13 protein-coding genes are annotated in these 12160 nt (G+C 70.8%); 10 read left to right on the forward strand and 3 right to left on the reverse strand.

What is annotated here, in order from left to right; all coding sequences use genetic code 11:
• The first annotated feature begins 58 nt into the window (after window positions 1–58).
• From JK361_RS12545 to JK361_RS12585, 9 genes are all read left to right on the forward strand, one after another.
• On the forward strand, window positions 59–703 hold the full coding sequence (locus JK361_RS12545; RefSeq protein WP_201816178.1) for an HAD family hydrolase: 645 nt from the start codon (window positions 59–61) through the stop codon (window positions 701–703).
• Window positions 704–795: 92 nt separating this feature from the next.
• Window positions 796–1527 carry a VC0807 family protein gene (locus tag JK361_RS12550; RefSeq protein WP_201816180.1) on the forward strand — a complete coding sequence of 244 codons (732 nt, stop codon included), beginning with the start codon at window positions 796–798 and terminating at the stop codon, window positions 1525–1527.
• Between the two features lie 86 nt (window positions 1528–1613).
• Window positions 1614–2831, forward strand: coding sequence for an MFS transporter (locus JK361_RS12555; RefSeq protein WP_201816182.1), 1218 nt, complete (start codon window positions 1614–1616; stop codon window positions 2829–2831).
• Entirely contained in the window at window positions 2782–3954 is a 1173-nt protein-coding gene (locus JK361_RS12560; RefSeq protein WP_201816184.1) for an acetoin utilization protein AcuC, read from the forward strand. The genes JK361_RS12555 and JK361_RS12560 overlap by 50 nt, the downstream gene beginning before the upstream one ends.
• 292 nt (window positions 3955–4246) lie before the next feature.
• On the forward strand, window positions 4247–5062 hold the full coding sequence (locus tag JK361_RS12565; RefSeq protein WP_201816186.1) for a phosphatase: 816 nt from the start codon (window positions 4247–4249) through the stop codon (window positions 5060–5062).
• 129 nt (window positions 5063–5191) lie between these two features.
• Window positions 5192–5404: a helix-turn-helix domain-containing protein gene (locus JK361_RS12570; protein ID WP_121791081.1), complete on the forward strand. Its 213-nt coding sequence runs from the start codon at window positions 5192–5194 to the stop codon at window positions 5402–5404.
• Window positions 5405–5540: 136 nt separating this feature from the next.
• Entirely contained in the window at window positions 5541–5639 is a 99-nt protein-coding gene (locus tag JK361_RS12575) for a 30S ribosomal protein bS22 (protein WP_003948845.1), read from the forward strand.
• A gap of 195 nt (window positions 5640–5834) precedes the next feature.
• Complete coding sequence (locus tag JK361_RS12580) at window positions 5835–6896, forward strand: NAD-dependent epimerase/dehydratase family protein (RefSeq protein ID WP_201816188.1); 1062 nt, start codon at window positions 5835–5837, stop codon at window positions 6894–6896.
• 14 nt (window positions 6897–6910) lie between these two features.
• Window positions 6911–7975, forward strand: coding sequence for a lysophospholipid acyltransferase family protein (locus JK361_RS12585; RefSeq protein ID WP_201816190.1), 1065 nt, complete (start codon window positions 6911–6913; stop codon window positions 7973–7975).
• A 164-nt stretch (window positions 7976–8139) separates the two neighbouring features.
• Here JK361_RS12585 and JK361_RS12590 read toward each other — a convergent pair whose 3' ends face one another.
• The 3 genes from JK361_RS12590 to JK361_RS12600 all read right to left on the reverse strand — a co-directional run bounded on the left by JK361_RS12590 (window position 8140) and on the right by JK361_RS12600 (window position 11729).
• Window positions 8140–9375 (reverse strand): DUF5667 domain-containing protein, encoded by a 1236-nt coding sequence (locus tag JK361_RS12590; protein WP_201816193.1) that lies wholly within the window; start codon window positions 9373–9375, stop codon window positions 8140–8142.
• Between the two features lie 235 nt (window positions 9376–9610).
• A complete protein-coding gene (locus JK361_RS12595) occupies window positions 9611–10390 on the reverse strand; it encodes an ECF subfamily RNA polymerase sigma factor, BldN family (protein ID WP_201816197.1) in 780 nt (259 codons plus the stop codon).
• Between the two features lie 418 nt (window positions 10391–10808).
• Window positions 10809–11729: an HAD family hydrolase gene (locus JK361_RS12600; RefSeq protein WP_201816200.1), complete on the reverse strand. Its 921-nt coding sequence runs from the start codon at window positions 11727–11729 to the stop codon at window positions 10809–10811.
• A 126-nt stretch (window positions 11730–11855) separates the two neighbouring features.
• On the opposite strand from JK361_RS12600, the gene JK361_RS12605 reads away from it, so the two are divergent.
• Complete coding sequence (locus JK361_RS12605; RefSeq protein ID WP_201816203.1) at window positions 11856–12128, forward strand: glutaredoxin family protein; 273 nt, start codon at window positions 11856–11858, stop codon at window positions 12126–12128.
• Window positions 12129–12160 lie beyond the last annotated feature (32 nt).

The raw sequence follows: 12160 nt of genomic DNA on the forward strand, positions 1-12160 counted from the left end.
GTTCGATGCGGGGGTTTTCTGCGTTCCGGACCCATCCGCGTCATCTAGGCTCGACGGCATGCGCTACGACCTGGTGATCTTCGACAACGACGGTGTCCTGGTGGACAGCGAGTCCATATCGAACCGGCTCCTCGCCGCCTATCTGACCGAGCTGGGACACACGACGTCGTACGAGGACTCCATCCGGGACTACATGGGCTCCGCCATGCACCGGATCCACGAGCTGGTCCTGGAGCGGACCGGACGGCGACTCCCCGCCGACTTCGACGACGTCTTCCACGCGCGCGTCTTCGCCGCGTTCGAGCAGGAGTTGCGGCCCGTGGCCGGAGTGGCCGGCGTACTGGAGAAGCTGGCCGCGGACGGCATGCCGTACTGCGTGGCCTCCTCCGGGAGCCACGCCCGGATCCGGGTGGGGCACCGGACGACCGGGCTCGACCGCTGGTTCGCGGAAGAGCGCATCTTCAGCTCGGAGGACGTCGGGCGGGGAAAGCCGGCGCCGGACCTCTTCCTGCACGCCGCCGAACGGATGGGCGTGACCCCCGACCGGTGCGTGGTCGTGGAGGACTCCCCGCTGGGCGTACAGGCGGCCGTGGCGGCCGGGATGGACGTGTACGGGTTCACCGCCATGACACCGGCGGCGAAACTCGCGGCAGCCGACGAACTCTTCTCCGACATGGGCGAGTTGGCCGACCTGCTGGTATGACCCGCGTCGGCGGCCCGGGCTGACATTTGTCATGCGGAGCTCCGGACGATCGTTTCTACTGCCGGACCCGCTCCGACAGCGAAGCTGGGGGCATGACGAAGAACACGGGGTCCCAGGTCCGCAAGCCGAGCGTGCTCGACAACTTCAAGCCGCTGCTCATCGATGTGGCGGTGCCGCTCGGCTCGTACTACGTCTTCAAGGACGCCCTCGGCATGAGCACCTTCGCGGCGCTCGCCTGGAGCAGCGTGGTGCCCGCCATGCGGACCGTATGGGCCCTGGTCAAGGAGCGGAAGACCAACGGACTCGCGGCGATCATCCTCGCCGCGAACCTCGTCTCGCTGCTCCTGACCTTCGTCACGGGCGACCCGCGGCTCATGCTGGCCAAGGACAGCGGTGTCAGCAGCACGGTGGCCATCGGCATCCTGGTGTCCGTCCGGCTCGGCAAGCCGATGATGACCGCCGGCATGAAGCCCTTCCTCATCAAGGGCGACACGGCCAAGGAAGCCGCCTGGCAGCGGCTCGCGTCCGGTGCGGCGGCCGACTCCGCGGCCTTCCGGCGCAAGGAGAACGCGTTCTCGGTCGTCTGGGGCACGGTGCTGCTCGCCGAGTGCATCGCGCGGTTCGTGGGCGCCTACACCGTCCCGGTGGACACCATGGTGTGGCTCGGCAGCGTGTTCATGATCGGCGCCATCGCGATCGGCTTCGTGGTCAGCGGCGGGCTGGCGGTGGAGCCGATGGAGCGGATGCTGAAGGCCGAGGCCGAGGCCGTGGCGGAGACGGAGGCCGGCCAGGCCGAGCAGCCGGCCATGTCCGTCGCCGCCTGACCGCGGAACCCTGCGGGTAAAGCTGAGGGAAATTCATCTTTGGCTGGATCTACCCACAGGTAGCCTGGGGCCCTACTCTCGCCGCCATGACTGATGTGCTGCGGCGCGGCAGGGCCTCGCTGGCGTTCGGCTTCTTCGCCCAGGGCGTCGCCTTCGCCCTGCTGGTGACGCGTATCCCGGCCATCCAGGACCGGTACGGCATCTCCGACGCGCTGCTGCCCGTCTTCCTGGCGGCCGTGCCGATCCTCGCCGGGGTCGGCAGCGTGACCACCGAGCAGCTGGTGAAGCGAATACGGCCCAGCCGGCTGCTGCGCTGGTCCCAGCCGGTGGTGCTGCTGGCGCTGCTCGGTGTCGGGGCGGGCGGACACGGGCAGGTGGCCGCGGTGGCGCTGGCACTGGGCGTCTTCGGCCTGGCGGTCGGGGCGCTGGACGCGTCGATGAACATGCTCGGCGTCAGCCTCCAGCGGTCGTACGGGCGGAGCATCATGCTCAGCTTCCACGCCGCCTACAGCCTGGGCGGGATCCTGGGCGCCTCGCTTGCCTGGGCCGGGGCGCACTGGCATCTCGCGCTGTGGGTGTCGTACCTGCCGGTGGTGGCCGTGCTGCTGCCGGGGACGCTGGTGGGGAGCCGGTGGTACGTCGACGCGGAGCCCGGGGCCGTGCCGGAGGGCCGGGCGCAGGGCGGAGGCGTGGTCTTCGCACTGCTGCTGCCGCTGTGCCTGGTGATGACCTTCGCCTACATCGGGGACTCGACCGTCTCCAACTGGAGCGCGAAGTACCTGAAGGACGTGCTGGGCAGCTCGGAGCAGCTGGCGACCGTGCCGTACAACGTGTACATGCTGACCACGCTGGTGGGGCGGACCATCGGGGACCTCGGGGTGCGGAGGTTCGGGGCGACGGCGGTCGTACGGCTCGGGGCGCTGGTGGCGGCCGGCGGGTTCGCGGTGGTGGCGGCGGCACCCGGCGCGTGGGCCGGGATGCTCGGGTTCACCCTGCTGGGTCTCGGGCTGTGTGTGCTGGTGCCGCAGACCTTCGCGGCGGCGGGACGGCTGTTCCCGGGGGCGTCGGACGCGGCGGTCGCGCGGCTGAACATCTTCAATTACGTGGGCTTCCTGATCGGTTCGCCGCTCGTGGGTGCCCTGGGCGACGCCTGGAGCTACCGGGGTGCCATGCTCGTGCCGATGGTGTTGGTCCTGGTGACACTGGGGTACGCCAGGTCGTTCGCGGCTCAACCGGACCGATACGGTGGCGGGCATGAGCGGCCGCGCACAGCTGATGTGGGACGAGGCAGTAACGGGCTATGACTTCGGCCCGAACCATCCGATGGATCCGGTCCGGCTGGACCTGACCCGTCGGCTCGTGGGTGCCTTCGGGCTCGACCGGGAACTGAAGGTCGTCGCGGCGAAGCCGGCCGGCGAGTCGACGCTCCGGCTGGTCCACCGGGAGGACTACATCCACGCCGTGAAGGTCGCGTCGGCGGATCCGGCGGGGGCTCGCGGGGAGTACGGGCTGGGCACGATCGACGATCCCGCGTTCGCCGGGATGCACGAGGTGTCCGCGCTGATCGCGGGGCAGTCGGTCGGGGCGGCCGAGGCGGTGTGGCGCGGGGAGGCCGATCACGCCGTGAACTTCGCGGGCGGGCTGCATCACGCGATGCCGGGTGGGGCCTCGGGTTTCTGCATCTACAACGACGCGTCGCTCGCGATCGCGCGGCTGCTGGAGCTGGGGGCCGAGCGGGTCGCCTACGTGGACGTCGACGTGCACCACGGGGACGGTGTGCAGGCCGCGTTCTGGGAGGACCCGCGGGTGCTGACGATCTCGCTGCACGAGCATCCCCGTACGTTGTTCCCGCAGACCGGGTGGCCGCAGGAGACGGGGGCGGGCGCGGGGGAGGGTTCCGCGGTGAACGTGGCGCTGCCGGCCGGGACGGGGGACGCCGGGTGGGTACGGGCGTTCCACGCCGTGGTGCCGGAGCTGCTCGCCGACTTCCGGCCGCAGGTGCTCGTGACCCAGCACGGCGCCGACACGCACTTCGAGGATCCGCTCGCGCACCTGGCCGTCTCGCTGGACGCGCAGCGGGCGGTGCAGGTGGCGTGCCACGAGCTGGCGCACGAGTACGCCGGCGGGAAGTGGATCGCGCTGGGCGGGGGCGGGTACGCGGTGGTGGACGTCGTACCGCGGTCCTGGACGCATCTGGTGGGGATCGTGGCGGGGAAGCCGGTGGCGCCGGAAGCGGTGATCCCCGAGGGGTGGCGGCAGGAGGTGTTCGCCCGGACCCGGCAGTTGGGGCCGCAGCGGATGACCGATGGGCGGTGGCCGGTGGGGTACGGCGAGTGGGAGGCCGGGTACGACCCCGCGGACCGGATCGACCAGGCTGTGCTGGCCACTCGGCGGGCCGTGTTCCCGTTGCGGGGGCTGCTGCCTTAGCGGGCCCGCCGCCTCGCCTCGGCTCACTGTCGCCGGCCCGGGGTGTCACTTGCCCGCGTTGGCGGGGTGCCGCTGCGCCCACCCGGGCCGCCCCGGCGGCACGACTGCCCGCAGCTGGGTGTCGACGGCGGGGAGTCACTTACCCGCAGCCGGGTGTCGAGGGTGGGGGAGTCGCTTGCCCGCAGCCGGGTGTCGTGGGTGGGCGGGGTGTGGTGGGGGTTCGTTAGGCCGACCGTGGGGTGTTGCGGGGTTTTCGTCGCGAGCCCTACCGCAATGGGCCACCATCGCATCCGTGTCGACCCCCGCCCGTCTCCGCGCGCATCTGGTGGCCGTACGGCTGGCCGGGGTGGTGGCCACCACACGGGAGGAAAGCCTGCGGAGCTACCGGCTCTTCGCCGCCCGGGATCCGCGCGCGCTGATCGGCATCGATCCCGAAGGCACGTGGGGGCTACGGGAATTGCTCGGGCTGATGGCGGAGAGGTGCGGGGTTTCGGCCGACCCCCGGTACACATCCGGGCCGGATGTGATCGATCCGGAGCGGACGGTCGCCGCGCTGGACGCCTTCGCCGGCCGGATCCGGGAGGTGGCCCGGCGCGGCGCGCCCGTGCTGTTCGGCACCGGGCACCCGCAGCGGCTGCTCGGCTTCTACGCCGGCTTGGCGGACGCGCTGTCGGCGGCGGGATGTGAGGTACTCACCCCGGCGCAGGGTCGCTGTGTCGACATATTGACCCGGTTCGGTCTACGTACCCATCGCCTGGACTACGTACGAGGGGTTGCCCTGGTGCGGGAACCGGCGAGCGAGCGCCCCGGTTGTGAGCCCGGTGCCCACAGCCACTCGCCGCTCCCGGTTCGGGTCGCGCTGGACGCCGCGGCGGAGGCCGGCGGACCGCTGCCGGAGCTGGTCGTCGGGGATCACGGGTGGGTCTGCGGTGCTGGTCAGCTGGGGTTCGAGGCCATCGGTCTGGCCGACACCGATGATCCCGCGCTGTTCGTGGGTGAGGCCGAGGGGCGGGTGTCCGTCGTCGTTCCGGTTGATGACGCAGTGCGGTCTAGTTACTACGGGCCGCTCACTCGCTACGTGCTCAATCGCGCGAGTCTGTCACAGTAGGCCGCCGATGGGTGCACCTCTTCCCCACTCGCATCACCCGCCCCTAGTCTGGGGAGTGAGCACGCAACGACGAAGAGTCACCGGAAGGGGAAGCCGGTGGCCGTCGAGTGCGGAAGGTTCAGGTGTGTCATGGCTGCAGCTGGCGAGAGGCCTCTGAACGAGGTTCAGTTCCTTACCGTGGCGGAGGTCGCCTCGGTGATGCGAGTGTCGAAGATGACCGTGTACCGCCTGGTGCACAGTGGTCATCTGCCCGCGATCCGGGTGGGACGGTCGTTCCGCGTCCCGGAACAAGCGGTACACGAGTACCTCCGCGACAGCTATGTGGGGGTGGAGACGGCCTGACGGTGACCCCCGGGTAACCGGGGGCCACCCCCTCGATTACGACCTCGGCGCTCGGTTGGGTAGGCTAGCCCCTCGTAGGTCGTGTGGGCCCATGGCGCCCAAACAACCGAGTCATGAGAAGTGAGCGAGGGTAGTCGTGGGCTCTGTTATCAAGAAGCGGCGCAAGCGGATGGCCAAGAAGAAGCACCGCAAGCTGCTCAAGCGCACGCGCGTTCAGCGCCGCAACAAGAAGTAAGCGGCGCCGCGAGAGCGTGGCCCTGTGGCCCCCCACCGATATCGGTGGGGGGCCACAGGCATGTTCCGGCTGTTCCGATGGGGGAAATTCCGTCACCTCGCGCATCAGGGGTCATCACAGCGCAACGTCGACCGGCTAGGTTGGCCGCAGACGGGGAACGCGGGATACCGGTTCGCGGGAAGGAAGGCGCTGATCTTGGGAAAGGTCGTGCTCGTCACCGGAGTGGCCCGGCAGCTGGGCGGCCGGTTCGTGCGGCGGATCCAGCGGGACCCGGAGGTCGACCGTGTGATCGCCGTGGACGCGGTGCCACCGGCGCATCATCTGGGCGGAGCCGACTTCATCCAGGCCGACATCCGGCAGCCGACGATCGCCCGGGTGCTCGCCGAGACGGGCGCCGACACGGTCGTCCACATGGACGTGACGGGGACGGCGCTGGGCGGCGGCAGCCGGGCCACGGTCAAGGAGACCAACGTCATCGGCACCATGCAGCTGCTCGGCGCCTGCCAGAAGTCGCCGGCCGTGCAGCGGCTGGTGGTGAAGTCCAGTACGAACGTCTACGGCTCCGCGCCGCGTGATCCGGCCGTGTTCACCGAGACGACGCCGGCCAAGTCGCTGCCCAGCGGCGGTTTCGCGAAGGACGCGGTCGAGGTCGAGGGGTACGTGCGCGGGTTCGCGCGGCGCCGGCCGGACGTCGCCGTGTGCGTGCTGCGCTTCGCCAACATCCTGGGGCCGGCCGCGGACACCCCGCTCGCCTCCTACTTCGCGCTGCCCGTCCTGCCGACCGTGTTCGGCTACGACCCGCGGCTCCAGTTCGTGCACGAGGACGACGTGATCGAGGTGCTGCGGATCGCCTCGCACGAGCCGCGCCGGGGCACCCTCAACAGCGGCACCTTCAACATCGCCGGGGACGGCGTGCTGCCGCTCTCGCAGTGCTCCCGACGGCTCGGACGGCCCACCGTGCCGCTGCTGCTGCCCGCGGTCACCTGGGCGGGTTCCCTGGTCCGTACGCTCGGAATGACGGACTTCTCACCGGAGCAGATCCGGCTGCTCACCCACGGGCGCGTGGTGGACACCGTCCAGATGCGCGAGACGCTGGGCTTCACGCCCCGCTACACGACGGCCGAGACCTTCGCGGACTTCGCGCGCGGCCAGGCCCCCGGCCTGCTGCCGCCGGAGACCCTCTCGAAGGCCGTCGACCGGATCGCCGCGCTGACCGCGAGGGCAGCCGGCCACCCCCAGACGCACAGCGCCAATTGAGGAGAGCGGCAACGATGGCGGACGCCAAGGTCATTCCGTTCGACGACGACCGGTCCCGTGGGAGCGCCGCACAGCGCCAGTCGCGGCGCCGCGGCGGGGGGAGCCGGCGCGGGGCGCTCGGGGAGCCGGGCGAGATCGGTGCGGTCCAGCCCCTGCCGGGCCGGGAGCGGGCGCAGGAGGATGGGCCTGTGAGCCGTGAGGAGCAGCCGCCGGTGCGGCAGACGGCCGACGGGCGGGACGGCGGCCTGGAGCGGCGGGTGGCGGCCGGGCTGGCCTTCCTGCGGCGCCGGCTCACCGGGGACTACGAGGTCGACGACTTCGGTTACGACGAGGAGCTGACCGACCAGGTCCTGATGTCGCTGCTGCGGCCGGTGTACGACAAGTACTTCCGGGTCGAGGTGAAGGGCGTCGAGAACATCCCGGCCAAGGGCGGGGCGCTGATCGTCGCCAACCACTCCGGGACGCTGCCGCTGGACGGCCTGATGATGCAGGTGGCGGTGCACGACCAGCACCCGGCCGGCCGTCATCTGCGTCTGCTCGCCGCCGACCTGGTCTTCGTGCTGCCGGTGGTCAACGAGCTGGCCCGCAAGCTGGGGCACACGCTGGCCTGCGCGGAGGACGCGGAACGGCTGCTGGGTCAGGGCGAGCTGGTCGGGGTGATGCCGGAGGGCTTCAAGGGCATCGGGAAACCTTTCAGCGAGCGCTACAAGCTCCAGCGGTTCGGCCGGGGCGGGTTCGTATCGACGGCCCTGCGCCAGGGTGCGCCGATCATCCCGTGCTCGATCGTCGGGGCCGAGGAGATCTACCCGATGATCGGCAACGCCAAGACGCTGGCCCGGCTGCTCGGGTTTCCGTACTTCCCGCTGACGCCGACCTTCCCGTGGCTGGGGCCGCTGGGAGCGATTCCGCTGCCGACGAAGTGGACGATCCAGTTCGGTGAGCCGATTCCGACGGACGGCTATCCGCCGGAGGCGGCGGAGGACCCGATGCTGATGTTCAACCTGACCGATCAGGTCCGGGAACAGATCCAGCACACGCTGTACAAGCTGCTGGTTCAGCGGAGGTCGGTGTTCTTCTGAGGCGTGCCGTACCGCCTGGCGCCGTGGCGTGGCGTGCCGTGTCGTGGCGGTGAGGGGCGGGTGGAGGCCGGCCCGTTCGCGGTCACCCGTGTTCGGCGTACGGCGGTGGGGGCGCCCCTGCTCGGAAAGGGGCGCCCCCACCGCTGTGGCCGTGTTCTCCGGGGCTAGTCCGCGTCCTGGCCGTCGATGCCCAGGCCGGGGAGCAGGTCCGGCAGGAGCGGCGGGATGGTGACGTCCGGCTGGCCCGTCGGGGTCTTGCCGGCGGACGGTGTGCTGCTGTCGGATCCGGTCTTCGGCGGTTCGAGCAGGCCGCCCGTGTCGCCGCCGATGAGTCCCTCGCCGCTGGTGCCGGTGGCCGAGCCGCTCGGTGTGCCGGGACCGGTGTGCTCGCCGGCGGACGGTGTGCTGCCGGCGGAACTCGGCGCCGTCGACCGGTGGCTGCCGGTGGAGCCGGCGGACGGCGTGCCGGAACCGTCCTGGCGGGTGCCGACGCTGGGCTGGGCCGGTGGTTGCGGCAGCAGGGACTGAAGCGGGGCGACCTCTTCGTCTATGGCGTCGAAGACCGAGGACACCTGCTGTTTCACATCGCCCAGCTGCACGGGCAGCCTGTCGCTGAGCGCGCTCCAGGCCTCCCGGTGGGACCGTGAGAACGCGGACAGCGCCTGGATGGGGCCGAGGGAGTCCGGATCGGCCTCGTAGGCGGCGTGGAGCAGGCGGTGTCCCTCGGTGACGTCCTGCTGCATCCCGGACAGGGTGCGGCGGATCTCGCCGATGGACTCGTGGTCCAGATGGCCGCCCCGGCCGCGCTCCAGCAGCCGGCGGGCCTCGCTGAGCCGGGTGGAGGCCTGGTCGAGGTAGGTCTGGCCGCGCTGGTCGTCGCCGTCGGTCAGGTAGTTGAGCTTGAAGTCCTCGATGCCGCGCTTCAGGCCGTACAGCGAGTCTCCGGGCAGGGCGTCGGAACTGGCGGCGGCCACTCCGCCGAAGGCTCCGGCGGCCACGCCCACGCTGAGCCCGCCGGCCGCGAGCCCCTTGGTCAGCCTGGTGCGCGGGCGGAGCTTGCCCAGTGGGCTCGCCCGGTGTGCGCCCCGGTTCCGGTGCGAACGCTGTTCCGGTACCGACGCGTCCGTCGCCCCCGCGCTCTCCTGGAGCATGGCCTCCATCGCGGCCACCAGCTGGGCCCGCTGGACGACCTTGACTTCCGGGTCGAGCTGCGGTTTGGGCAGCGCGGCGAGACCGGCTGCCAGCGTCAACAGCTCGCCCTGCGCGCCCTGCTCCTCGGCGGTCGGCGGTGACCCCGCCGGTGCTGCGGACTGCTCGGCCGCCGTGTCCCGGTCGGACTGCTCATCCAGGGCCTGGGCGAAGGCGTTCGCCCGCCGGTGTGCCGATACGTTCGCGATCACTGGCGGCACCTCCTCTCGTCATGACGGTCGACTCCCCAGGGGGTCCTGAGGGTTGCACGTCCACGACCACTTCCCCCGATCGAGCGATCGGGGTCGGCCAGGACGTGACCACAGGGAGCCTGTATCCCGCACAACGACTGGCGCGGCACTTGGGTTACGGATGGCGGATGGTCGGATCGGAAAGGCAACGCGCTTTCACGGAGCGTGAGTTGAACGTCGCCCACCGTAGCCCGGTTCAGCGGGCGTCGTCCGGAAGCAGCCGGGCGAGTGTGCGCACGGCGCGGTACTGGAGGGTCTTGATGGCGCCCTCGTTCTTGCCCATGACCCGGGCGGTCTCGGCGACCGAGAGGCCCTGGAGGAAGCGGAGCGTCACGCACTCCTGCTGCTGCGGGTTGAGCCGCCGTACGGCGTCGAGCAGGGCGGCGTTCGACAGGGACTCCAGGACGGAGTCCTCCGGGGAGCGCTCGACCTCGTTGGCGTCGAGCATCTCGCCGGTGGTGACCTCCAGCCGGAAGCGGCTGGACTTGAAGTGGTCGGCGACCAGGTTCCGGGCGATGGTGACCAGCCAGGCCCCGAAGTCGCGGCCCTGCCAGGTGAAGGTGCCGATCCTTCTGAGCGCCCGCAGAAAGGTCTCGCTGGTGAGGTCCTCGGCGGTGGCCCGGCCGCCGACGCGGTAGTAGATGTACCGGTAGACGGTGTCGCTGTACTGGTCGTAGAGCCGCCCGAAGGCCTCGGCCTCACCCGCCTGGGCGCGTTCGACGAGGTCCATCATCCGGGCGCTGTCGCTGTCGGCGGCCGGGCGGCGGGCGGTGGCCGCGCCGGTGGCGCGCCCGCGTCTGCCGACGGTGGCGCTGCCGTCGGCCAGTGCGTAGCACGGGCCCACGGGCGCGGCGGCGGCGAAGGCGGGGACGGCGTACGCGGGGGGGACGAGGCCGCGCAGCGTCCGTTTGACCGTTGCGACTGTTGCGCGCAGCGTAGCCAGGCCCGAGGCGTCAACCCCGACGTGTGGGTACACGGGACTCCCAGAGGCAGAGCTTCCATCACGTGCAGTGCGGGACCGTTCACCCGTCGTGGCGACGGAGGGGTACCGGTTTGCGTCTGAGGAGAATAACGCTTCGTGCAGGCCCTGCTACACCGAGTTGCTCAAATCATCGATTGCGTCGCATCTGTAGCCGTTTGATGGCAGGTCAAGTTCCGCAAGATGATCGATGGTTGACCGGAAAAGGGCGTGTTTCGGTGAAGTGCGGGGCGTGTTGAACGAGGTGATGTACATGCGTCGTTCAAACAACATGAGGTGCCCGCGCCGTTCGAAGGGCACACCGGACAGCGCCCCGGAGGGGCACGGGGAACTGCGCGCGGAAACCGTGGCGCCTCCGCGGCCGCGCCACGGCCCGTGGTTCTCGTGGCGCCGATCCGTCTCCGCCGGCCCGGTACTACCGGCGCCGTCGGCTCAAGGCGATCGCGGCCGCCGTGCCGCCCGCGACCGCGCCCACCCCGGCCGCCGCCGGGATGCCGACCTTGGCCGCCTTGCGGCCCGTGCGGTAGTCCCGCAGGCGCCAGTCCTGCTCGCGGGCGTGCCGGCGGAGCTTGGCGTCGGGGTTGATGGCGTACGGGTGGCCCACCAGGGACAGCATCGGGATGTCGTTGTGGCTGTCGCTGTAGGCGGCGCAGCGGGAGAGGTCCAGCCCCTCGGCCGAGGCCAGGGCGCGGACCGCCTCCGCCTTGGCGGGCCCGTGCAGCGGCTCGCCGACCAGCTTGCCGGTGTAGACGCCGTCGACCGACTCGGCCACCGTGCCGAGGGCGCCGGTCAGGCCGAGGCGGCGGGCGATGACCTGGGCGATCTCCACGGGGGCCGCGGTGACCAGCCAGACCTTCTGGCCCGCGTCCAGGTGCGCCTGGGCGAGCGCGCGAGTGCCGGGCCAGATGCGGTCGGCCATGTACTCGTCGTAGATCTCCTCGCCGATGGACTCCAGCTCGGCGACCCGGTGGCCCTTGACGATCGACAGCGCCGAGTCGCGGGCGTCCTGCATGTGCTCCGGGTCCTCCACGCCGGCCAGCCGGAACCACGCCTGCTGCCAGGCGAACCTGGCGAGGTCGCGGGTCTCGAAGAACTTCCGCTTGTACAGCCCCCGGCCGAAGTGGAACAGCGCGGCGCCCTGCATCACCGTGTTGTCGAGATCGAAGAAAGCGGCGGCCCTGTCGTCGCCGATCACCGGGAACTGGGGTTCCTCCGGCGTCGCGGGCGGTGCCGCCTGCGAGGACTTGCGGGCGGCCTCCGCCGAGGCCTCGCCTGCCAACACGCTCCGCGCCGTGGCGGAGCGCCTACGGGGAGTGAGCCATCCGAGAGCGGCCATGACGCGAGCATAGCCAGTCTGTTCGGTGGTTCCGGAGTCGAGAGGTTGGCAAGGTGTGAACTCTGCGCGACAGGGGCGTCAAAGAAGCGATCCGGAATGGGTGCGGAGCGCGCGAGAATGGCCCGTATGAGCCCCCTCTTCCGGCGCAGGCGCGCTCCCCGTGAGCGGCTGGTCACCCTCGTCCGCAAGCCCGGCTGCCATCTGTGCGACGACGCGCAGCTCGTGGTCGAGAAGGTGTGCGGTGACCTGGGCGTCCCGTTCGAGCTGAAGGACATCACCGAGGACCGGGAGCTGCACGACCGGTACTGGGAGCAGATTCCGGTCGTACTGGTCGACGGTGAACAGCACACCTTCTGGCGCGTGAACGAGGAGCGACTGCGCCGTGCACTGACCGACTAGTCCAAACTGGTCGGAAAGTCGCTTAGGATCGA

The sequence above is a fragment of the Streptomyces musisoli genome (assembly GCF_016741855.1).
Taxonomy (GTDB): Bacteria; Actinomycetota; Actinomycetes; order Streptomycetales; family Streptomycetaceae; genus Streptomyces; species Streptomyces musisoli.

Coding starts and splice junctions, on each gene's coding strand:
- JK361_RS12545 (WP_201816178.1), top strand. CDS start 59: ATGCGCTACGACCTGGTGATCTTCGACAACGACGGTGTCCTGGTGGAC.
- JK361_RS12550 (WP_201816180.1), top strand. CDS start 796: ATGACGAAGAACACGGGGTCCCAGGTCCGCAAGCCGAGCGTGCTCGAC.
- JK361_RS12555 (WP_201816182.1), top strand. CDS start 1,614: ATGACTGATGTGCTGCGGCGCGGCAGGGCCTCGCTGGCGTTCGGCTTC.
- JK361_RS12560 (WP_201816184.1), top strand. CDS start 2,782: ATGAGCGGCCGCGCACAGCTGATGTGGGACGAGGCAGTAACGGGCTAT.
- JK361_RS12570 (WP_121791081.1), top strand. CDS start 5,192: ATGGCTGCAGCTGGCGAGAGGCCTCTGAACGAGGTTCAGTTCCTTACC.
- JK361_RS12585 (WP_201816190.1), top strand. CDS start 6,911: ATGGCGGACGCCAAGGTCATTCCGTTCGACGACGACCGGTCCCGTGGG.
- JK361_RS12600 (WP_201816200.1), bottom strand. CDS start 11,729: ATGGCCGCTCTCGGATGGCTCACTCCCCGTAGGCGCTCCGCCACGGCG.
- JK361_RS12605 (WP_201816203.1), top strand. CDS start 11,856: ATGAGCCCCCTCTTCCGGCGCAGGCGCGCTCCCCGTGAGCGGCTGGTC.